This is a genomic window from Streptomyces sp. NPDC004838 (assembly GCF_053600955.1).
The window spans coordinates 63114-84725 of record NZ_JBSGAW010000032.1; the positions used below are offsets into that span (position 1 = coordinate 63114).

At 70.7% G+C, this 21612-nt stretch carries 16 protein-coding genes; 8 read left to right on the forward strand and 8 right to left on the reverse strand.

The features are described 5' to 3' along the window. Positions 1-39 precede the first annotated feature (39 nt). The 3 genes from ACWEFL_RS29885 to ACWEFL_RS29895 are packed head-to-tail and all read right to left on the reverse strand — an operon-like array spanning position 40 to position 3850. Positions 40-1077 carry a carbon-nitrogen hydrolase family protein gene (locus tag ACWEFL_RS29885; protein ID WP_451718395.1) on the reverse strand — a complete coding sequence of 346 codons (1038 nt, stop codon included), beginning with the start codon at positions 1075-1077 and terminating at the stop codon, positions 40-42. After that, positions 1074-3428 (reverse strand): oxidoreductase, encoded by a 2355-nt coding sequence (locus tag ACWEFL_RS29890; protein WP_451718397.1) that lies wholly within the window; start codon positions 3426-3428, stop codon positions 1074-1076. Before ACWEFL_RS29890 ends, ACWEFL_RS29885 begins: the two co-directional genes overlap by 4 nt. Next, the gene (locus tag ACWEFL_RS29895; protein ID WP_451718399.1) at positions 3425-3850 is read right to left on the reverse strand and encodes an acyl-CoA thioesterase; all 426 of its coding nucleotides are present in this window, start codon (positions 3848-3850) and stop codon (positions 3425-3427) included. Before ACWEFL_RS29895 ends, ACWEFL_RS29890 begins: the two co-directional genes overlap by 4 nt. A gap of 89 nt (positions 3851-3939) precedes the next feature. Between ACWEFL_RS29895 and ACWEFL_RS29900 the strand changes: the two genes are divergently transcribed. Genes ACWEFL_RS29900 through ACWEFL_RS29915 form a run of 4 tightly spaced genes read left to right on the forward strand, consistent with a single transcriptional unit; the run spans position 3940 to position 8344 of the window. Next, a complete protein-coding gene (locus tag ACWEFL_RS29900; protein WP_451718402.1) occupies positions 3940-5052 on the forward strand; it encodes a cupin domain-containing protein in 1113 nt (370 codons plus the stop codon). A gap of 19 nt (positions 5053-5071) precedes the next feature. Beyond that, positions 5072-5929: a fumarylacetoacetate hydrolase family protein gene (locus tag ACWEFL_RS29905; RefSeq protein WP_451718404.1), complete on the forward strand. Its 858-nt coding sequence runs from the start codon at positions 5072-5074 to the stop codon at positions 5927-5929. Continuing rightward, complete coding sequence (locus tag ACWEFL_RS29910; RefSeq protein WP_451718406.1) at positions 5926-6711, forward strand: maleate cis-trans isomerase family protein; 786 nt, start codon at positions 5926-5928, stop codon at positions 6709-6711. Before ACWEFL_RS29905 ends, ACWEFL_RS29910 begins: the two co-directional genes overlap by 4 nt. Positions 6712-6736: 25 nt before the next feature. Then, entirely contained in the window at positions 6737-8344 is a 1608-nt protein-coding gene (locus ACWEFL_RS29915; RefSeq protein ID WP_451718408.1) for an AMP-binding protein, read from the forward strand. Between the two features lie 136 nt (positions 8345-8480). Here ACWEFL_RS29915 and ACWEFL_RS29920 read toward each other — a convergent pair whose 3' ends face one another. From ACWEFL_RS29920 to ACWEFL_RS29940, 5 genes are all read right to left on the reverse strand, one after another. Beyond that, complete coding sequence (locus tag ACWEFL_RS29920; protein WP_451718410.1) at positions 8481-9275, reverse strand: enoyl-CoA hydratase/isomerase family protein; 795 nt, start codon at positions 9273-9275, stop codon at positions 8481-8483. After that, on the reverse strand, positions 9259-10797 hold the full coding sequence (locus ACWEFL_RS29925; protein ID WP_451718413.1) for a class I adenylate-forming enzyme family protein: 1539 nt from the start codon (positions 10795-10797) through the stop codon (positions 9259-9261). Before ACWEFL_RS29925 ends, ACWEFL_RS29920 begins: the two co-directional genes overlap by 17 nt. A gap of 88 nt (positions 10798-10885) precedes the next feature. Then, entirely contained in the window at positions 10886-11968 is a 1083-nt protein-coding gene (locus ACWEFL_RS29930) for an alcohol dehydrogenase catalytic domain-containing protein (protein ID WP_451718416.1), read from the reverse strand. A 16-nt stretch (positions 11969-11984) separates the two neighbouring features. Next, positions 11985-13403: an aldehyde dehydrogenase family protein gene (locus tag ACWEFL_RS29935; RefSeq protein WP_451718419.1), complete on the reverse strand. Its 1419-nt coding sequence runs from the start codon at positions 13401-13403 to the stop codon at positions 11985-11987. A gap of 13 nt (positions 13404-13416) precedes the next feature. Further along, a complete protein-coding gene (locus tag ACWEFL_RS29940; RefSeq protein ID WP_451718423.1) occupies positions 13417-14652 on the reverse strand; it encodes a thiolase family protein in 1236 nt (411 codons plus the stop codon). A 91-nt stretch (positions 14653-14743) separates the two neighbouring features. On the opposite strand from ACWEFL_RS29940, the gene ACWEFL_RS29945 reads away from it, so the two are divergent. From ACWEFL_RS29945 to ACWEFL_RS29960, 4 genes are all read left to right on the forward strand, one after another. Next, positions 14744-15334, forward strand: coding sequence for a TetR family transcriptional regulator (locus ACWEFL_RS29945; RefSeq protein ID WP_451718427.1), 591 nt, complete (start codon positions 14744-14746; stop codon positions 15332-15334). 201 nt (positions 15335-15535) lie between these two features. Next, on the forward strand, positions 15536-16042 hold the full coding sequence (locus ACWEFL_RS29950; protein ID WP_451718429.1) for a MaoC/PaaZ C-terminal domain-containing protein: 507 nt from the start codon (positions 15536-15538) through the stop codon (positions 16040-16042). A 314-nt stretch (positions 16043-16356) separates the two neighbouring features. Continuing rightward, positions 16357-18786: a SpoIIE family protein phosphatase gene (locus ACWEFL_RS29955; RefSeq protein ID WP_451718431.1), complete on the forward strand. Its 2430-nt coding sequence runs from the start codon at positions 16357-16359 to the stop codon at positions 18784-18786. Between the two features lie 327 nt (positions 18787-19113). After that, entirely contained in the window at positions 19114-21498 is a 2385-nt protein-coding gene (locus ACWEFL_RS29960) for a S8 family serine peptidase (RefSeq protein ID WP_451718434.1), read from the forward strand. Positions 21499-21612 lie beyond the last annotated feature (114 nt).

The following is a 21612-nucleotide window of genomic DNA, read 5'->3' on the forward strand; positions in this document are numbered from 1 at the left end:
CCGGGCCGGAAGGCCGTGTGGCCGTGCGGCCGTGCGGTCTCACCGCGCCGGCGGCTCCCACGGCCCGAGGACGGGCTCGAACGGGCGGTCCTCGGCCGCCGTGGCGGTCTGCGGCTCGTCGATCAGCACCACGGGCCGCTGCGGCCGGGTGTCGTGCCGCAGGCTGAACACATCGAACCGGTTGTAGTGGCCGGTGATGTCGTGCATCTGCCTGGGCTGGATACAGCGTCCCAGGTCGATGTCGGCGTAGACGATGCCCTCCTTGTCGACCAGCGGCTCGACCACCGGGTTGCCGTCCGGTCCGAAGACGCCGGACAGCGCACTGCGCGGACGGCGCATCCGCTCGGCGATCTCGGCGTCGTCCCCCGCCGCCACCTCGATCATCTCTTCCGTGATCGTGGAGCAGGACACCAGGGAGAAGACCTTGCCCTCGAAGGAGTGGGCGGCGGTGCGGATGGCGATGGCGTTCGCCATGTCGTAGTCGGCCGGGGCCACGGGGAGGGAGATGTAGTTCGCGACGTGCACGAGTTCCCCCTGGGCGAGCAGGGAGAACCGCGCGAGCGTGTTGGTGTTCTCACCGCAGGCCAGCGTGCCGAGCGGGCCCACGGCCGAGGGGACGACCCGGACCGTACTGCCGTCGCCGCCGCCCCAGGTGAGCTTCTCCGCCCAGGTCGGCACGAGCTTGCGGTGCACATGGAGCACCGAGCCGTCGGGGCCGATGGTGACGACGGTGTTGTAGAGCAGGCCGAGGCTGTGCGCGCTGCGTTCGTTCACACCGATCACGACGGTGGTCCGGGTGCCGGCGGCCGCGGCGCGCAGGGTGTCCAGGTGGGGGCCCGGGATGTCGATCGCGGAGCGGACGAGCTTCTCGAACCACGGCGATCCGGCGACCGGGCTCATCGTCCAGTTCCAGTACGGATACCCGGGGACGAACACCTCGGGGAAGGCGATCAGGGTGGCCCCGCCCGCCGCCGCCTCCCGGATCAGCTCCACGGCCTTGTCGATGGTCGCGTCGGTATCCAGGAAGACGGGGGCCGCCTGCACCGCCGCCGCGGTGAAAGAGGGGAGTTCCTTCATGCTCGGCTCCTGCTGCCAGTGGCGCGCCAGCGCCTGCGGACGACTCCGGCCGGCCGGAGTACGGTGGCCGTGCGCTCCCGGCGCCCGGCCGGTGGACGGCGGATTCCGGTCGCGAAGGCCGCCGGCCACGACCCGTCCGCCCCGGTGTGCCCCAACTCCGCGGCCGCGTGCAGCACCCAGTTCGGATCGTGCAGATACGCCGCGCCGACGGCGACGAGATCGCTGCGGCCGGCCAGGATGATCGAGTTGGCGTCGTCGGCGTTGGAGATGCCGCCGACGGCGATCGTCGGGACTCCGGTGACGGACCGGATGTGCGCGGCGAACGGGGTCTGGTAGCTGCGCCCGTAGGCCGGCTTCTCCTCGGCCACCACCTCGCCGCTGGAGACGTCGATCGCGTCCGCGCCGTGTTCGCCGAAGGCTGTGGCGATCGCCGCCGCCTCGTCGAGTGTGGTCCCTCCCGCGACCCAGTCGTATGCGGAGATCCGGACCAGCAGCGGCTTGGTGTCCGGCCACACCGCGCGGACCTCGTCGAGTACGGCGAGGGGGAAGCGCAACCGGTTCTCCAGCGCACCGCCGTAGCGGTCATCGCGGAAGTTGGTCAGCGGCGACAGGAAGGTCGACAGCAGGAATCCGTGGCCGGCCTGGATCTCCAGGACGTCGAACCCCGCCGCGTCCGCCCGCCGCGCCGCCTCCCGGAACTCGGCGACGACGGCCGCGAGTCCGGCCTCGTCCAGCTCCCGGGGAGCCGGCAGTGTGCCGTACGGGATCGGCGAGGGACCGACGGTCTCCCAGCCCGCGTCGTCGGCCACCGCCCCGGCGCCGCCACTGCCCGGCGGCAGGGTCGATCCCCTGCGCCCGGAGTGGCCGAGCTGTACGCCCACCGCGGTCGAGGAGTGGGTGTGGACGAAGTCCGTGATACGCCGCCAGGCGGCGGTCTGCTCATCGGTGTACAGGCCGGGGCAGGCGCTCGTGATCCGGCCCTGGGGGCTGACCGCGGTCATTCCGGTCAGGACGAGCCCGGCGCCGCCCAGTGCCCGGCTGCCGAGATGGATCAGCTCCCGTTCACCCGGTATGCCGTCGGCCGCCTCGTAGCTGGCCATCGGGGCGGCCACCACCCGGTTCGGCAGCACCAGGCCACCCAGCGGGAACGGCTGGAACAGCGCCGGGGCGGGCTTCGACGGGGTCTTCTGCCGCTGGCCGAACCAGTGCTCGACCGACCCGGCGTACTCGGGATCGCGCAGCCGGAGATTGTCGAAGGTGACCCGGCGGCTGCGGGTGAGCAGGTTGAAGGCGAACTGTTCCGGCTCCTGCCCGACGGCGTGCTCGATGTTCTCGAACCACTCCAGGCTCGCCTGCGCGGCCCGCTGGGTGGACTCGACGACGGGCTTGCGCTCACGCTCGTACCGGTCCAGCGCCGCCGGGACGTCGCCGGGGAAGCGCTCCAGGCTCCCGGCCAGCGCCATGGCGTCCTCCATGGCCAGCTTGGTGCCCGAGCCGATGGAGAAGTGAGCGGTGTGCGCGGCGTCCCCGAGCAGGACGATGTTGCCATGCCGCCAGGTGCGGTTGCGTACGGTGGTGAACCTGACCCACTTGGAGTTGTTGCTCAGCAGCCGGTGGCCGTCGAGAAAGCCGCCGAGCAGCCGCTCGCACAGGGCGATGCTGTCGTGGTCGCTCTCGCCGGGCGGGTACTCCCGGGCCGCGAACCGGTCGAAGCCGGCCCGCAGCCACGTCTGCTCGTTCACCTCGACGATGAACGTGCTGGCCTCGGAGCTGAACGGGTACCCGTGCACCGTGAGCGGACCGAACTCCGTCTCGGCGGTGATGAACGTGAAGGACTCCAGGACCCGGTCGGTGCCCAGCCACATGAAGCGGCTGCCGCGCACGTCCAGAGACGGCGAGAACACTTCGGAGTACGCGGCACGGGTGGCGGAGTTCACGCCATCGGCCGCGATCACCAGGTCGTATGCGGCCGACAGCTCCTCCACCGGCGGCGCGGCGGTCCGGAAACGGACATCGACGCCGAGGTCCGCGCAGCGGCGCTGCAGGATCTGAAGCAGCCGCTTGCGGGAGATCGCGGCGAAACCGTGGCCGCCCGCGGTCTGCACCGAGCCCCGGTAGTGGATGTCGATGTCGCTCCAGGTGGCGAACTCCTCCTCCAGCCGCGCGAAGATCTGCGGATCGGCGGCGGCGATGCCGTCGAGGGTCTCCTCGGAGAACACGACGCCGAAGCCGAAGGTGTCGTCGGCGGCGTTGCGCTCCCAGACCGTGACCTCCCGCGACGGGTCGAGCTGTTTGGCCAGGGCCGCGGCGTACAGCCCTCCCGGCCCGCCGCCCAGAACTGCGATTCTCACTGCGCGTTCACCTCACGCTCACCGGTCAGCGCGGCGCGCACATCCGGCGGCCACGGGGTGGCGGTCGGCGAGTCCGGCGACGCGCACACGACGACGACGGTGCCGTCGGCCACGGGGCCCTCCTGACCGGTCACCTCGAAGGACCATCGCAGGGACGTCCTTCCCAGCTCCTCCACACGCAGCCGGATGGTCACGGCTTCGCCGAACCTCACCCGGTTCCGGTAGTTGACCTCGTGGCGCACCCGAGGGATCCGCCCGAACAGCCACTCCAGACCTTGCCGGCGCAGCAGCTCCGCCTCCGCCGCCTCAACCCACCGCACGACCACCGAGTTGTGCTGATGGCCCGAGGCGTCGGTGTCGTACCACTCGACCACGCGCTCGATGGTCACTTCGGGCCTCCTGGCCCCGTTCGCTGTCGGCATCCTCGCTCCTTCAGCCTCTTGACACTTCGGAGCGTATGGCGTGATGCTGACGGTCGTCAATAACAACGTATATCCCCTGGGAGGTGGCGATGACACCGAGCGACGATGTACTCGGCCGTGCACGGGTGGCCGACACCGACGAACTGAAGGCGTACTACGCTCGGCTCGGAAAGCACGAGGCCGGAGCCCTGTGGACGGTCGCGAACGACATCGAGCCCTGGTACCCGCAGCCGAAATCCGTGCCCACGCTGTGGTCCTACGAGCAGCTCCGCCCACTGGTGCTTGAGGCGCTGGACCTCGTCAGCCCCGACGACGCGGGCCGCCGGGTGGTCATGCTGGTCAACCCCGGGCGCCGGGACGTCTCGGCGGCGGCCGGTCTGCTCTACACGGGCCTCCAGGTGATGGGCCCCGGCGAGTCGATGACCGCCCACCGCCACCAGGCCGCGGCGCTGCGCTTCGTCCACGAAGGCCAAGGCGCGTGGACGGTGGTGGACGGGCAGAAGCTGAAGGTCGGCCCCCGTGACTTCGCCATCACCCCGAACTGGACCTGGCACGAGCACGGCAACGAGGCGACGGACAAGCCGGTGATCTGGCAGGACGGCCTGGACATCCCGCTGGTCAACGCGCACGACGCCGGCTTCTACGAAGTCCACCCGGATCTGCGGCAGGAACAGGGCAAGGTCGTCAACGCCTCGCTGCTGACCCACGGCGCGGGCCAGTTGCGTCCCTACGGGTGGGACGACGGGTGGACCAAGCCCTACTCACCGCTGTTGGCCTATCCCTGGGAACAGTCCTACAGCGCGCTGCTGAACGCCGCCAAGGCCACCGACGGATCGCCCTACGACGGCGTCATCCTGGAGTACAGCAACCCGCTGACCGGCGGCTCGGTCATGCCCACCATGAGTGCCCACCTCCAGATGCTCCGCCCCGGCGAAGCCACCAAGGCACACCGGCACACCGGCTCCGTCGTCTACACCGTGGCGAAGGGCTCGGGCCACTCCGTCATCGCCGGCGAGCGGTTCGACTGGCAGGAAGGCGACATCTTCTGTGTGCCCTCCTGGGCGTGGCACGAGCACGCGGAAGGCAGCGGCCGGGACGACGCCGTGCTGTTCTCCTTCAACGACTTTCCCGTGATGCGGTCCCTCGCGTTCTGGCGCGAAGAGGCGTACCGGGACAACGACGGCCACCAGCCCGCCAACTGAAGATTCGGAGCTTCCTTCCATGCTGTTCGTGACCTACTCCACGGGTGAGGGCCCTCGACGGGTCGGTGTGCAACGCGGTGACCAGATCCTCGAAGTCGCCCCGTCCTTCGGCTCGCTGCTGGACATCGCGGCCGCCGGACCGGACACACTCTCCGCCATCGAGGAATCACTGTCCGGGACCGGACTCCCGCTGGCGGAGGCCACCCTGCACGCCCCGCTCCGCCCCGGCAAGATCGTCGGTGTCGGCCTGAACTACACCGAGCACGTGGCCGAGTCCGCCCGCTCGCTGGACACCGACAAGGAACTGCCGCAGCGGCCGGTCCTCTTCAGCAAGCCCGCCACCGCCGTGGTCGGGCCGGGTGAAGCCATCCAGCACAACGGGAATCTGACCAGCGAGCTGGACTGGGAGTGCGAGCTGGCCGTCGTCATCGGGCGACGGGCCAAGAACGTGCGGGCCGAGGACGCCCTCGACCACATCTTCGGCTACAGCATCGTCAACGACATCAGCGCCCGCGACCAGCGCCGCTCCGGCCAGTGGTTCTACTCCAAGGGCCAGGACTCCTACGCGCCGTTCGGACCCGCGGTCATCACGGCCGACGAGGTTCCCGACCCGCATGCCCTCGACCTGTCCCTGCGGGTCAACGGGAAGGTCATGCAGAAGTCGAACACCCGGTACATGCTCTTCCGCATCCCCGAGCTGATCGCCGACATCACCGCCGGCATGACGCTGGAGGTGGGCGACGTCATCGCCACCGGATCACCGGCGGGAGTGGGCGCGGCCCTCAACCCGCCCCAGTACCTCACGCCCGGCGACACCGTGGAGGCGACCGTGGAGTCCATCGGCACGCTGCGCAACCCGGTGGTGGACGCCCGATGAGCGCGCGACGGTTCCGTATCGGGCAGATCGTGCCCAGCTCCAACGTCACGATGGAGACCGAGGTCCCGGCGATGTTCCGCGCCCGGGAGACCGTCGAGCCCGAGCGGTTCACCTTCCACTCCAGCCGTATGCGCATGAAGCAGGTACGCAAGGAGGAGCTGGCGGCCATGGACGCGGACTCCGTGCGGTGCGCCACCGAACTCTCGGACGCCGACGTCGACGTGCTGGGTTACGCCTGCCTCGTCGCCATCATGAGCATGGGCCTCGGCTACCACCGCACCTCCGAGGAGGCCCTGACCAAGGCCACCGAGGACAACGGCGCCCCTGCCCCGGTCGTGACCAGCGCGGGAGCCCTGGTCAACGCCCTCCACATCATCGGCGCACGCAACATCACCCTGGTGGCGCCGTATATGCGCCCGCTGACCGACCTCGTCGTGGACTACCTCCGCAACGAAGGCATCGACGTCACCGACTACACCGCCCTCGAGATCCCCGACAACCTCGCCGTAGCCGCACACGACCCCGGAAAGCTGATCCCGATCGTCCGCAGACTCGACCATTCCGACGCGGACGCCATCGTGCTGTCGGCCTGTGTGCAGATGCCCTCCCTCGAATCCATCGAGATCGTCGAGAACGAGCTGGGCAAGCCCGTCCTGTCCGCGTCCATCGCCACCGCGCATCAACTCATGCGGGCCCTCGGCCTTCCCGCGGTGGCGCCCGGTGCCGGCTCGCTGCTGTCGGGCAAGTACGCCACGGCAGACGTCCCCTCCCGGCCGTCCTGATCACCCGCCCCAAGGGAGCACCGCTGTGCCGCTGTCACCCTCCGCGCACACCGACACATTCTGCCGCGACCACCTGCCCCCGCCGGAGGAATGGCCCGAGCTGCTGTTCGACCTTCCCGAGGTGCGGTACCCGGACCGGCTCAACTGCGCCGCCGAACTCCTCGACGCGACCGTACGCCGTATGGGTCCCGACCGGCCCTGTCTGCGCACCGACACCGAGACCTGGACCTACGGGGAGCTGCTGCGCCGCAGCAACCAGCTCGCCCAGGTCCTGATCGAGGACGCGGGTCTCCGGCCCGGCAACCGGGTCCTGCTGCGGGGACCCAACAACCCCTGGATGGTCGCCGCCTGGTTCGCCGTACTCAGGGCCGGCGGCGTCGCGGTCACCACCATGCCGCTGCTGCGAGCCGGTGAGATCACCGGGCTCCTCGCCCTCACGAAGGCACAACTGGCGATCTGCGACACCCGGTTCACCGCCGAACTCCAGCAGGCCGCGCCGGACCTGCCGGTGCTGCGCTACGGCGGTGACACCGACGACGACCTGATCCGCCGGTGCGCCACCAAGGACGGACACTTCACCCCCGTCGACACGGCCGCCGACGACGTCGCCCTGCTCGCGCCCACCTCCGGCACAACAGGGACGCCGAAGGCGACCATGCACTTCCACCGGGACGTGCTGGCCGTCGCGGACACCTTCTCCGCGCATCTGCTCAAACCACGGCCGGACGACGTGTTCACCGGAACACCACCCATCGGCTTCACCTTCGGTCTCGGTGGTCTGGTGGTGTTCCCGATGCGCGCCGGCGCCTCCACACTCCTGCTGGAACGCGCCACCCCGGCGGAGCTGGCCGACGCCATCAAGCGGCACGGCGTCACCACCCTCTTCACCGCACCGACCGTCTACAAAGCCTTCCTGGCCACCGGAGTCGCAGACCGGGTCAGCCATCTGCGTCACTGCGTGTCCGCCGGCGAACACCTGCCCACCACCGTGTGGGAACAGTTCAAAGAGGCGACCGGTATCGACATCGTCAACGGAATCGGCGGCACGGAGCTCCTGCACATCTTCATCTCCGCCGCCGACACCGACATACGGCCGGGCGCGACCGGCAGACCCGTGCCCGGTTTCCGGGCAGCCGTCCTCGACGAACACGGAGACCCCGTACCCGACGGCACGCCCGGCAGGCTCGCCGTCAAGGGGCCGACCGGCTGCCGCTACCTCTCCGACGACCGGCAGCGGGTGTACGTCCAGAACGGCTGGAACATCACGGGGGACACCTACCTCCGCGATACCGACGGCTACTTCTGGTATCAGGCCCGCAACGATGACATGATCATCTCCTCCGGCTACAACATCGCCGGACCGGAAGTCGAGGCGGCGCTTCTCACCCACCCCGACGTCCTGGAGACCGCCGTCGTCGCCGCCCCGGACCCCGAACGGGGCTCCATCGTCAAGGCGTTCGTGGTGCTGGCACCCGGCGTCGAGCCCGGCGACGCCAAGGCGGCCGAGCTTCAGGACTTCGTCAAACAGGCCATCGCGCCGTACAAGTACCCCCGTGCCGTCCAGTTCATCGACGCCCTGCCCAAGACCGGCAACGGCAAGCTACAGCGCTACCGCCTGCGCGAACACCACTGACGGGGGGGGCGGCAGCCCCGGTTCAGACGAGCGAGGTCCTGCGGGGGGCGCATCACGCGCCTCCCCAGGACCAGGAGTCCGGCTCGTCTGAACCGGGATGTCGCCGGTGGTCCGCTCCCGGGCGACAACGGACACCTCAGCCGAAGAGCGGCCGGCGTTTCTCACGAAACGCCGCGAGCCCCTCCGCGTAGTCCTTGGAGTAGGTGTGCAGGGTCGCCATGGTCTGCTCCCCCGCCAGCGCGGTGTCCAGGGGCTGCTCCATGCTGTCGTCGAGCATGCGCTTGAGGCGGCTCAGCCCCACCCTGCTGCGCGCGGCGAGGTCGGCGACGAGCGCGTCGACGGCGGAGTCCAGCTCGTCGTCGGGCACGACCAGGGCGACCAGGCCCCAGTCGGCCATCGTCGACGCCGGAACGCGACGGCCGGTCAGTGCGAGGAACTTGGCGCGGTTCACACCGATCTTGCGCGGCAGCCGTACGGAACCGCCGCCACCGGGCAACAGCCCGTAGACGGCGTGGCCGTCGCCGAACGACGCGGACTCGGCGGCCACGACGATGTCGCAGGCCGAGGCGATCTCCAGCCCCCCGGCGACGGCGATGCCCTGTACGGCGCAGACCACCGGCACCGGCAGCAGCTCCACGCGCCGCAGCAGTGCCGAGATCGACTGGTGGAAGGCACTGATGGCGGCGATATCCGTACCGCCGCCCGTCAGACCGGACACCGCGTCGAGGTCTCCCCCGGCGCAGAAGGCTCTGCCCCGGCCACGGATGACGACACACCGGTCGTTCTCGGTGAGTCCGTCCAGAGCCGCGCCCAGCGCGGCGATCACCTCGGGGTCGAGGCTGTTGAGTTTCGCGGGCCGGTTCAGGGTCAGCCACAGGCACCCGTCCCGACGCTCGACGACGACCACGTCGGACCTACGCTCCTGAGACATGGGTCCCACGCCCCTCCCAGTACGGCTCCCGCAGCTTCCGGCGCAGAACCTTGCCGACAACGGACTTCGGCAGCGGCTCATGGGTGAACTCGACGCGGGACGGCTTGAGGTAGGAACCCATACGCTCGGCCACGAGGGCGATGATCTCCTCGGCTGTCACCTCGGCCGACGCGTCGACGTAGCAGACCGCCACCGGTGTCTCGCCCCACTTCACGTCCGGCACGCCGAAGACCGCGACCTCCTTCACCGCGGGGTGGTCGGCGATGACGGTCTCCACCTCGGAGGGCCAGATGTTGAATCCGCCGGAAACGATCATGTCGTCGACGCGGTCCAGGACGTAGAGGTAGCCGTTCTCGTCGAGCCGGCCGATGTCGCCGGTCCGCACCCACCCGCCGCGCAGGCGGTTCTTCGACAACTGCGGATCACCCCAGTATCCGGACATCTGGCCTTCGATCCGGGCGCTGATCTCGCCGACCTCTCCGAGGGGCAGCACCGCGCCGTCCTCGTCGCAGATCTCCAGGCGCGCGTAGGGCAGCACCTTCCCCGCCGACCGCAGCGGTTCCGATCCGGGCACATCGGCGAACCACTCCCCGGGTCTCATCATCGTCAGGGGGGTGGCCTCCGTCTGCCCGAAGACCTGGTGCAGCACGTCTCCGAAGGTGGCGCGGGAGGCGGCGATCGTCGCGTCGGTGATGGGCGATCCTCCGGTGATGATGCAGGTCAGCGCCGCCCAGTCGCGATCGGCGGCACCCGGACGGGCGCAGAGGGCCGCGACCATCGACGGCGCCAGGAAGGTGTGGGTGACGTGATGCCGCTCCGACATCTCCAGCACGACGTCCGGCTCGAAAGCGCCGAACAGAAGATTCACCCCGCCTTCCAGCCAGGTGGGAATGAACAGGTAGCCGGAGGCGTGCGAGATGGGAGCGGCGTGCCCGCAGACGCTGTCCGTGGACAGCGGGGGGAGACGCACGAACCAGTTGCGGCAGTTCGCCATCCAGTCGTGCTGGCGGTAGCCGACCCCCTTGGGTTTGCCGCTGGTTCCCGAGGAGTGCCGGATGATGTACCAGTCGTCCGGCCCCACTTCCACCATCGGATCGGTGTCGCTGTGTGCCGCGAGCCAGCCCTCGTAGTCGTCGTCGCGCACCAGGACCCGCGCCAGGGCCGCGACCTCGGTCTCCAGGCCGTGCACGCTGTCGGCATACGCGGGGTCGGCGAAGACGAGTCGGCATTCGGTCGATTCGATCATCGCCCGGTGCGCGGCGCGGGAGTTGCGGGCGTAGAGCGGCACGCGCACCGCGCCCGCGATCGCGGCGCCGAGGATCAGGTCGACCGCCGCCAGTGAGTTGTCCTCCACCATGCCGACCCGGTCGCCGGGCTTCACGCCCAGCCGGATCATGGCGTTGGCCAGTCGGACACCGCGCCGCCACGCCTCCTCGTAGGTGAGCCGGGCGTCGCGGGTGACGATCGCCGGACGGTGCGCGTGGAAGCGGGCGGCCTGCCTCATCAGGCTCGGTACATCCATGGGGAATCACTCCATCGGTCTGATGATGTCTGGTCGGTTGCGAGGGGGGTGGACGGTGGGCCGGCCGGATCCCGGGGCACCGGCGGCTTCAGGCGATCTCGACCACCGTGCGTACGCCGTCGCCGCGCCGCATGCGTTCGAAGGCATCGGGCACCCCGGCCAGGTCGGTTCGGTGTGTCACCAGCCGGCTGAGATCCACCGCGCCGGAGAGCACATGGCGGCAGACCTCCGGCACGTCCCGCTCGGGGTCGCAGGACCCGAACACCGAGCTTGTGAGGTGGCGCGCGAAGTGGTAAAGCTCCATGGCGTTGAAGGTGACCTCATCGGTCGCCCGGCCCACTCCCACCACGGTGCACCGGCCTCCGCGCCGTACGGCCCCCCAGGCCGCGCGGATGGTGGCGGGCTTGCCGACGCATTCGAGGGCGTGGTCCGCGCCGCGCCCCTGCGTGAGGGATCTGATGGCCCGGGTCATCCGGTCCTCGTAGGGCAGAAAGTCCGTGGCTCCGAGCGACCTGGCGATCGCCTCCTTGCTCGTGCTCACATCCACGGCGATGATCCGCGCCGCACCGGCCAACGCCGCACCCGCCACGGCGGACAGTCCCACGCCGCCGAGGCCGAAGACGACGACGGACTCGCCGGGCTTGATCGCAGCGGTGTTGCGGGCGGCGCCCATACCGGTCAGGACCGCGCAGCCGATCAGGGCGCTGACGTCCCGAGGGACCCCTCCGGGAAGCCGTACGACGCCGGAGCGGGGCACCACGGTCTCCTCGGCGAACGCTCCCACTCCGAGCGAGACATGCAGCGGGGTGCCGTCGGCGAGCGAGCCGCGGGGCGTGCTGACCACACCCTCCACCTTCGAGCAGAGCCAGGGTTCGCCGTGTCGGCAGAACCAGCAACTCCGGCACGGCGGTGCCCAGTTGAGCACCACGGCGTCCCCCACCGCGATATCGTCGACCTCGTCTCCGACCTCGACGACCGTGCCCGACGCCTCGTGGCCGAGGACGACCGGGTAGGCGGGCCGGATGGTGCCGTTGACCATGGAGAGATCCGAATGGCACACCCCGGCCGCGTCGACGCGCACGCGCACATCACCGGGCCCGGTGTCGGGAACGGCGATGTCGAGGACCTTCGGCCGCTCGTCCGGGCCGAAGGCCACCAGTGCCTTGACCATGTCAGTACTCCTGTTCTCAGATCTGGACGGACTTCGTCTCCAGGAACTCCTCAAGGCCGTGACGACCGAGTTCCCGGCCCACGCCGGACTGCTTGTAGCCACCGAACGGCGCGAGCGGGTTGTACGCGCCGCCGTTGATGTCGACGGATCCGGTGCGCAGCCGCTTCGCCACGGTGAGGGCCCGGTCCTCATCCGCCGACCACACCGCGCCGTGCAGCCCGTAGCGGGAGTTGTTGGCGATCTCGATCGCGTGATCGTCGCCGTCATGGGCGAGGATGGCCAGCACCGGGCCGAAGATCTCCTCTTGGGCCAGGGCCGAGTCCGGGTCGACATCGGCGAACACGGTCGGACGCACGAAGTAGCCGCTGTCGAGCCCCTCCGGTGTCTCCGGTCCGCCGGTGGCCGGGGTCTGACCGTCGGCGACGGCGCGGACGATGTGGCCGCGGACCGTGTCCCGCTGGGTCGCGGTCGCCATCGGGCCCAGCCGGGTCGCCGGGTCGCGCGGGTCCGCGGGGACGAAGCCCTCCGCGGCGCGTACCGCTGCGGCCATGGCCTCGTCGAGCCTGCGGCGGGGGACGAGCAGGCGGGTCCAGGCGGTGCAGGTCTGGCCGCCGTTGAGGAACGCGTTGGAGACGCCGACCTTGACGGCCGTGGCGAGGTCCGCGTCGTCGAGGACGACGTTGGCGGACTTTCCGCCGAGTTCCAGGGTCACGCGCTTGACCGTCGCGGCGGCCAGCTCGCCCACCCGGCGCCCGGCTCGCAGCGAGCCGGTGAAGGACACGGCGTCCACATCCGGATGCCGGACGAGCGGCTCGCCCACCTCGTTCCCGGTGCCGGGCACCAGGTTCACCGCGCCGGCGGGCAGGCCGAGTTCGTGGAGCGCGTCGAAGAGTGCGTACGCCGTCAGCGGCGCGACCTCGCTGGGCTTGATCACGATGGGGCATCCGGCGGCGAGTGCCGGTGCCAGTTTGCACACGATCTGGTGCAGGGGATAGTTCCACGGTGTGATGGCCGCGACCACGCCGACGGGCTCCCGCAGCACAAGGCTGTTCCCGATGCGCTCCTGGGGAAGGCCGGCCTCGATGAGGTCGGCGTATCCGTTCAGGATGGTCACCGGGAGCGCCGCCTGGATGCGCTGGGAGATCCGGATCGGTGTACCCACCTCATCGGTGATCGTGGCGGCGAGTTCGTCGCGGCTTTCCTGGAGCTTCCCGGCCAGGGACCGCAGTGCCTGGGCACGGCGCTTGACGTCCAGGGCCGCCATGGCCGGTGCGGCCCGTCGTGCCGCCGAGACGGCGCGGTCCACGTCCTCGGCGGTCCCCTCGGGCACCAGGGCGATCACCTGCTCGGTGGTCGGGTTCACCACTTCCGTCCTGGCGGCGGTGCTCGCGTCCGCCCAGGCTCCGCCCACATAGATCCTGCTCAGTTCACGCATGATGTCTCCCGCCTCACTTTCCGCCGAGGATGGTCACGCAGGTCGACGCGTCCTCGATCCCGATGAATCCGCCGCCGCCCTGCTGAATGCCCCAGCGTGCGTCCTCGACCTGGCGGGCTCCGGCCTCCCCGCGAAGCTGTGTGACGAGTTCGAAGGTCTTGGCCAGGCCCGTCGCGGCGATCGGGTGCCCCTTGGAGACCAGTCCGCCGGAGACGTTGATCGGGATCCGTCCGCCGATGGCCGTCTCCCCCGCCGCGGCGGCCGCGCCTCCGTCGCCTCGGGGTACCAGTCCCAGGCTCTCGGACTGGAGGATCTCGCCGAAGCTGGTGGCGTCGTGGATCTCGGCCAGGCTGATGTCCTCGGGGCCGATGCCGGCCCGTTCGTACGCGCGCAGGGCGGCCTTGCGCGACAGGTGGGCGTCGAGGTCACGGGGGTCGCGGTCCGAACCGCTGCCGAGTTCGACCGCCGCGACCGGCACGGCCCGGCGCGAGTCGACACGGGCGAGGAACTCCTCGCCGCACAGGACGACCGCGGCGGCGCCGTCGGTGATCGGCGCGCACATGGGAAGCGTGATCGGCCAGGAGATCACCGGCGCGGCGAGGACCTCGTCGACGGTGAAGGCGCTGCGGTACTGGGCGAGCGGATTCAGCACGCTGTGGGTGTGGTCCTTGGCCGCGACGCTCGCCAGCTCCCGGGCGGTGAGACCGTACTCCCGCATATGGAACTTCGTGAGCGCGCCGTAGACGTCCATGAAGAGGCTCTTCCGCTCCGCCGGCGGTTCCACGACACCGGCCGGGGTCTCGACGCCCTCGCCGAGCGCCAGCAGGCCGGCCACGGTGCGGTCGGACTCATGGACGTCCCAGGCGCCGTGGAACCAGTCGAGGGCGCCCGCCTTGTCGAAGGTCATCCGCTCGACGCCCACCACCAGGACCACGTCCGCCAGCCCCGCACGGATATGGGCGTCCGCCAGGTAGAGCGCGGTGTCGCCGCTGGCACACGCGTTCTCGACGTTCACCACCGGCCAGGTGTCGAGGCCCATCTCACGCAGGGCGATCTGGCCCGCGACGGCATGCTGCCCTTCAAGGGCACCCTGCATGGCACAGGCGAAGAACGTGGCCCGCACCTCGTTCAGCGCGATGCCCGCGTCCTTGACCGCCGCACTCGCCGCCTCGTTCACCAACTGCTTCACGGACGTCCGAGGTCGGCGACCGAAGGCGGTCATGGACGTGCCGAGGATATGGCTGGCCATCTGGCCCTCCCCATCTTTCTACCAACCGGTTGTTTGATAGAGTGCATCACAGACCTCACCGCCGCAAGACCGGAAGAAGTGGAGCTCCGAGATGGCGCGAACGGCCGGACAGAACCGGCGCCGCCGAGAAGAAGTGATCGAGACGGCGGCCCAGGTGTTCCACCGCAAGGGCTATGAAGCCGCGACGATCCAGGACATCGCCGAAGAGCTCGGCATCCTCAAGGGCAGCCTGTACTACTACATCTCCACGAAGGAGGAAGTCCTCTTCGAGATCGTGCGCAGCTACCACGAGGAGACCCGCGGCTACTTCGACGAGATCATCGCCTCGCAGCTCGGCGTCGTGGACAAACTCCGCCGTTTCGTGGCGACGGAGACCGCGCACACGGCCACCCACCTGGTGAAGTCGTCCCTGTTCTTCACCGAGTGGCGTGGGCTCACCCCCGAGCATCAGGCGGTGATCGTCGCGGAACGCGACCGGCACGACCAGTTCGTCCAGGACTGCATCCGCCAGGGTCAGGAGGAGGGCGTCTTCCGCCAGGACATCGAGCCCCGCGTCACGTCCTTCGGCATCCTGGGCATGACGAACTCGGTCTACCGGTGGTACCAGGCGGGGGGCCCCGCGACGGCGGCCGAGGTCGGTGAGACGTTCGCCGATTTCGTGATCCGGGGTCTGCGCGCCTGAGCTTCCAGCCGGCCGGCGCGCGGCAGGCCCTGGCAACCGGGCCTCCCGGCGCCGAAACCGGCGGCTCACCGTGTGCGCCGCCGGGCGCGCCCGCGTGATCGGGCCGCCCCCGCGCCGGAACCACGCCCGCGTGCCGTGTGAGGGGCGCGGTCCTCGCCCGCGTCACCGGTTCCCACGTTCTCAGAAAGGGCCGAGCGCACCATGAGTGAACCGACCACGGCAGGCGTCGTCCACGCGGAGGATCTTTCCGTCGGCGCACGATACGACCTCGGCGCGTACACCGTCTCACGTGAGGAGATCATGGAGTTCGCGGGCTGGTGGGATCCGCTGCCCATGCACGTGAATCCAGCGGCGGCAGCCCAAGGGCACTTCGGGGACATCATCGCCAGCGGCACCCACACGCTCTGCGTCTTCCAGCGCCTGGCCGTCCAGGGCGCCCTGCGGAGCTGGGCGATCATCGCCGCTCGCGCCCTGCGGGACGTACGTCTGCACCGGCCGGTACGTCCCGGGACGACCCTGCGCGGAGACCTTCTGGTGGAGTCCGTGGCCCCGGACCGCGTCGGCAGAGCGGCTTTGACCTACCGGGGCCGTCTGTCGTCGGATGGCGATGCGGTCATGTCCTTGACGGTCGAGACCTACATCCGGTGCCGTACTCCGGCTCCTTCGCGCACCTCCGGCACGCGTCCGGAGCAGCGGCACGCGCCCTGAGCGCTCGTCTCGGGGGGGTGAGGGAACATCCATGTCGGCCCGGTCGTGCTCGAGCGTCCCGCGAAGCAGGCGGTTTTCCGCCTCGCGCCCGCCGGTGTGCCGTCCCTTGGGAGCCGACCCGCTCGGCGATGAGCCTCCGGTAGCTCGGGCACTGGGTGACGTCCCGCAGCGCTCTTCACCCCGTCCCCCTCTCCCCCGGACGACAGCGCCGCATAGAGTAGGCGACCACGGCTACGGGACCGTTCGGCCACGCCCGGCCGCTCCCACGCCGTCAAGACGCTGCGCGGTCATGCTCCTTGGGAGGCGGACGGGCCTTGACCAGCCACAACTTTGCTTTCTGCGGGGCCGATTCGGCGGCGCTGTATCTGCTCGGCGACGCCGGGGACGGCCTTGACCTCGCGGAGGCGGTCGACGGTTCCGATGGCCCGTACGCCATGCCGTCCCTCATCCCTCTCGCCGGCCGCTCCCCCGTCGCCGAGGTGTTCCGCACCGGCAGCCCGGTCTGGCTCGGCCCGGACGACCTCATGGCGTACGCGGTGGACGACGCACGTCCGTCGCCGGAGCCCGATCTCCGGGACCTGGTGAAGTCCTGGCCGCCGGGGACTTCGATGGGGGCGCTCCCGCTGGGCGGGCACGCCAGCAGGCGGGGCGCGCTCGTGCTCCTGGGACCGGACGCCGACGGCTTCGACACGGACAGACGGCATCTTCTGGAGCTGTACGCGGATCAAGTGGCCGCGGGCGTCGAGGCGTTCGAGTCGAGCGTCGTACGGCGGCCGGAACCGCGCCGCCGGGTCCGGAGCCCCGGTCTGGTCCCGCTCCGCAGCGGGGCGTTCACCCTGCTGCTGAACACGGGTGACATGGTGGCGGACACCCAGGTCCTCGATCTGCTCGGGCTCGCGCCGGAGGACTTCGACGGGCGGGCGGCGACACTGGTCGCCTGCGCCGTACCGGACGACGTGCCCGCGCTGATGTCCATCGTGGAACCGGGCCTGTGGCCGTCGCCGGACCATCAGCTGGCGTTCCGGGTCCGGTGCCGCAACGGCGAGTTGCGCTGGCTGGGCCTGCGCTGCCGGATGCTGATGGCCGCCGACGGCACACCCGAGCGCATGCTGGGCGTGGTCGCCGACGCGTCCTATCTGCGCCCCAGCGCCGACGAGGTCTCGCGGGTGCAGCGGCTCTCCGCCCAGCTGGCCGGGGCGACGACCGTGCGCGATGTCAGCGAGGTGGTGGTGGAGGCGTTACGCGCCCCGCTGAACGCCAGCCGGGTCGCGGTCGCGGAAGTGGAGGCCGAACGGCTGGTCGTCACCGTTCTCGACCCTCCCGATCCCGGCTCCTGGCCCGAGATGTGGCGTTCCGAATGGCGCTCCGAATGGCCCGACGTCTCCAGCAACGCCCTGCCGACGCTCAAGAAGACCCTGCGCGACGGCACGGTCACGGTCTGGCTGCCGGGTGCGGCCCTCGAACCCGGTCTGACGGACATCGGACCGGGCGGCCTCGCCGTGCTGCCGCTCCAGGCCGACGGCAGGAAGGTCGGCGTCTGCCTGGTGGGCTGGGACGAGGAGCACCGGTTCGGCCCGGAGGAGCGGTCTCTGCTCACCGCGACGGCCAGCCTCGTCGGGCAGGCGTTGATGCGCGCCCACGCCCTCGACGCCCGGCATGAGCTGGCGAGGACCCTTCAGCGCAGTCTGCTGCCCCGGAAGCTGCCGGTGCTGCCGGGCGGGAAGGCCGTGGCCCGCTATCTGCCCGCGACGGTGGGCCTTGAGGTGGGCGGCGACTGGTACGACGTGATCCCGCTGCCGGACAGCCATGTGGCCCTGGTCATCGGGGATGTGCAGGGGCACAGCGCGGAGGCGGCCACCATCATGGGGCAGATGCGGACGGCGATCAGGGCGTACGCGGTGGAGGGCCATCCGCCCGACGTCGTGGTCGGTCTGACGAACCGTCTGCTCATCGGTATGGAGACCGATCTCTTCGCCACGTGCTGCTATGTCGATCTGGACATGGAGGAGGGTGTGGCCCTCTTCGTCCGGGCGGGGCATCTGCCGCCGTTGCTGCGGCACCCCGACGGAGCCACCGAGGAACTCGTGGTGCAGGGCGGTCCTCCGCTGGGCGTGGTGGCGGACGCCTACTTTCCGATGACTGAGGCGGGGCTGGTTCCCGGCACGCTTCTCGCTCTGCTGACGGACGGCCTGGTCGAGTCGGCGAGCCTGCCGCTGGACGAGGGGATGCGCCGCCTGCGCACACTCCTCGGCTCGGCCGACCCCTCCGACACCGGGAAGACCGCCGACGAACTCCTCGGCCATGTGGACCGCCGGGACGACGATGTGGCGGTGCTGCTCCTGCGGTACGACGGGATGGACGCGCGGCCGGTCCGGGCCCGCTGGACGGTGTGGCGGCTGCCCGACGCCATCGTGCACGCCCGCCGGTTCACCGCCCGTACGCTGCGTTCCTGGGACGCGGCGAACGGCATGGACGTCGCACTGCTCATCGTCTCGGAACTGGTCACCAATGCCATCGCCCACACGCAGGGGCAGGTACGACTCGATCTGACGCTGACTCAGAACCGTTTGCGGATCGCCGTCAACGACTCGTCGCCCCGCTCCCCGGTGCGGCCGAGGGCCCAGGATCTGGACGCCACCGGAGGCCGTGGGCTGCTCATCGTCGAGGCGCTGTCGACGGGGTTCGGGTCCCTGCCGTTCGCCGGGGGAAAGCAGGTGTGGGCGGAGGTCGATCTGCCGCGCTGACCGGATCCTCCCGTCCGTCCCGCGACACACCGCGGAGCAATGCTCCGAACGACGTGTCCGATCACGGTCGTTTCCCCGATGATGGAGGGCAGGGCGGTCGTCCCCCGCAGGGGGCACCGCCATATCACCGTCATCGGCGGCCGGTTGGCTCACAGGGGATCCGGCCGCCTCGGGGGGAGGTTCGCGATGGGGGATATCGCCGACGCCGGTCGTCCCGCCGTTCCACGGGCACTCCTACCCGACGCACCGGGCCGCATGCCGTGGGGAGCGGCCGGCCCCGGGCGGTGACGGACCGCGAACCAGGTTCCACAGGAGGGGAGTTCGCCCATGGCGACCAGGCTGATCGTGACCGTGCGGACGGACGCGGACGAGGCCGCCGTCCGCGCGACGGGGGTGGAGGTTCTCGCGCGCTACCCGGATTCGATGCTCGTTCGCGCGACCGATGACCAGGAAGCGGCGGTACGGCGGCTGGACGCCGAGGTGACCGCGCTCGAGGAGCGGCAGCCGGTCCTCGCGGCCGGCAACAGCTTCGTCTTCGAGGACGCGATGAGCGCTCAGGAGCTGAGTGCGGTGGAGCCGCCGGCCGGCCGGACCGCCTACTACCTGCTGCGGCTGGCCGGACCGCCCGCGCCGCAGTGGCTGCGGGAGCTGCGCGCGGGCGGCGTCGCCGTCCATGACAGTCTGACCGACTTCACCCTGCTGATCGGTGTGCTGCCGGAGCGGGTGGCGGCTCTGGCCGCGCTGCCGTGGGTGGAGGCGGTGACTCCGTACCGGGCGGCGATGAAGGTGTCGCCGAAGGTGTACGCACAGCCCGCGGCAAGTCTCGGGGCCGAGGAGCTTTCGGGCGCGACGGAGGCGGCGGAGCAGCTCGTCGAGGTGTCGGTGTTCCCCGGGGAGAGTGTGCAGGAACTGGCCGCGGCGGTCCGCGCGGAGGGCGGGACCGTGCTGTCCACCACCGCCAGGAACGTCGTCGCGAGCGCCCGTCCGGCCGATCTCGCCCGGCTTCCCGCCGTGCAGGCGGTTCTGCCGTACGCCCTGCCCGAACTCCACAACGACCAGGCGCGGACGGTCCTGGGGGTGGAGAAGGACAACTCGGTGGCGGGGCTTCAGCTCACCGGCAGGGACCAGATCGTCGCCATCGCCGACTCGGGTCTCGACACCGGCGATCCCGAGACCGTCCACCTTGATGTACGCGGCCGGGTCGCGGGCATGGTCAGCTGGCCGACGAAGCTGTCCTTGGCTCCGTACGCGGCCGATCCGCCGGGTCACGACGACGGTCCCGCCGACGCCCACTCGGGCCACGGCACTCATGTCACGGGCTCGGTGCTCGGCGACGGCAGTACGGCGCTCGCCGCGAAGGAGTCGACGGTTCCGGCCGGTGTGGCACCGGAGGCCCATGTCTACTTCCAGTCCATCAGCCAGCGGGTGAAGTGGCGCACCGCGGAGGAGATCGCGGCCGCGGGCCTGCCGCCGCTCGGAGGCGTCTGGCCGCCGTCCGAGGTCGGGCTGTACGGTCTGCCCACCGATCTGGAGCCCCTGTTCGAGCAGGCGTACCGGGCCGGGGCCCGTATCCACACCAACTCATGGGGCTCCCCCGCCGCCGGGGTGTACACGGGGACCGCGCGGGCCGTGGACGCGTTCATGTGGCGGAACCGGGACATGCTGATCCTGTTCTCGGCCGGCAACAGCGGGGACGACCTCGACGGCGACGGGCTGATCGACCCCGATTCCGTGGGTGCGCCCGGTACGGCGAAGAACTGTCTCACCGTCGGCGCCGGCGAGAACGACCGTCCCGGCGGTTCGATCCCCACGCCGGGGAAGGACCAGCACTGGGCTCTGACCCGGCCCACGCTCTCCGAGTCTGGTCATGTTTCGGACAATGTGGACGGGATGGCCGCGTTCTCCTCGCGGGGGCCGACCGACGACGGGCGGATCAAGCCGGACGTGGTGGCTCCCGGTACGAATGTGCTGTCCCTGCTCTCGCAGCGGCTGCCTGACACGGCGAACCCTCTGTGGGGCAGACTCCCGGCCGGTCATCCGCTCGGGGCCGCCTACTGCTGGGCGGGCGGCACGAGCATGGCGACCCCGCTCGTGGCGGGAGCGGCGGCGCTGGTCCGCGAGTACCTGGTACGGGAGCGGGCGCACCGCCCGTCGTCGGCGCTGCTCAAGGCGTTCCTGGTGAACGGCGCGGTGCCGATGCGGGGTCAGTACGCGGGAGAGGTCCCGGCCGGGCCCAACAGTGTGAGCGGCTTCGGGCGGGTCGACGCGGCCCGTTCCGTCGGGGTGGACGGGCGGCGCCGGGCGCTGTTCGCGGACGCCTGGGACGACGCGGTGGGCAGCGGCCAGACCCGGCGATTCCGCGTCGAGGCCGCCGGGCACGCGGCCGACGAGCCCGGCGAGGAGCTGAGGGTGACGCTCGTCTGGACCGACGCGCCGTCGCAGGAAGGCAACGGGAAGCTGGTCAACGAGCTGTACCTCCAGGTGCTGACCCCGGACGGGCGACTGCTGGACGGGGACACGCAGCCCTTCCCCACGGCCGTCAACAATGTTCAGCAGGTGGCGGTTCCCGTCCCGGAGCAGGGCGTCCACGAGATCCGGGTCCGGGGTGTCTCGGTCACTCAGCACGCCCGGCCCGGCGAGCCCATGGGCGCGCCCCGGCAGGACTTCGCCCTGGTCGTCTCGGGCAGCCGGATCCTGGACCGGGAGGACTGACGGCGTACGCCGGTCGGCACACCCGTCGGATGCCCCCGCTCCGCACCGGCCGGGGGCATCCGCGGCTTCGGCCGGGCGTGGGCCCCTGCCCGGCCGGGTGGGGCCCATGCCCGG

Excerpts from the sequence above, each read along its gene's own strand:
- ACWEFL_RS29885 (WP_451718395.1), bottom strand. The coding sequence starts at position 1,077 with ATGAAGGAACTCCCCTCTTTCACCGCGGCGGCGGTGCAGGCGGCCCCC.
- ACWEFL_RS29895 (WP_451718399.1), bottom strand. The coding sequence starts at position 3,850 with ATGCCGACAGCGAACGGGGCCAGGAGGCCCGAAGTGACCATCGAGCGC.
- ACWEFL_RS29900 (WP_451718402.1), top strand. The coding sequence starts at position 3,940 with ATGACACCGAGCGACGATGTACTCGGCCGTGCACGGGTGGCCGACACC.
- ACWEFL_RS29905 (WP_451718404.1), top strand. The coding sequence starts at position 5,072 with ATGCTGTTCGTGACCTACTCCACGGGTGAGGGCCCTCGACGGGTCGGT.
- ACWEFL_RS29910 (WP_451718406.1), top strand. The coding sequence starts at position 5,926 with ATGAGCGCGCGACGGTTCCGTATCGGGCAGATCGTGCCCAGCTCCAAC.
- ACWEFL_RS29920 (WP_451718410.1), bottom strand. The coding sequence starts at position 9,275 with ATGTCTCAGGAGCGTAGGTCCGACGTGGTCGTCGTCGAGCGTCGGGAC.
- ACWEFL_RS29925 (WP_451718413.1), bottom strand. The coding sequence starts at position 10,797 with ATGGATGTACCGAGCCTGATGAGGCAGGCCGCCCGCTTCCACGCGCAC.
- ACWEFL_RS29930 (WP_451718416.1), bottom strand. The coding sequence starts at position 11,968 with ATGGTCAAGGCACTGGTGGCCTTCGGCCCGGACGAGCGGCCGAAGGTC.
- ACWEFL_RS29935 (WP_451718419.1), bottom strand. The coding sequence starts at position 13,403 with ATGCGTGAACTGAGCAGGATCTATGTGGGCGGAGCCTGGGCGGACGCG.
- ACWEFL_RS29940 (WP_451718423.1), bottom strand. The coding sequence starts at position 14,652 with ATGGCCAGCCATATCCTCGGCACGTCCATGACCGCCTTCGGTCGCCGA.
- ACWEFL_RS29945 (WP_451718427.1), top strand. The coding sequence starts at position 14,744 with ATGGCGCGAACGGCCGGACAGAACCGGCGCCGCCGAGAAGAAGTGATC.
- ACWEFL_RS29950 (WP_451718429.1), top strand. The coding sequence starts at position 15,536 with ATGAGTGAACCGACCACGGCAGGCGTCGTCCACGCGGAGGATCTTTCC.
- ACWEFL_RS29960 (WP_451718434.1), top strand. The coding sequence starts at position 19,114 with ATGGCGACCAGGCTGATCGTGACCGTGCGGACGGACGCGGACGAGGCC.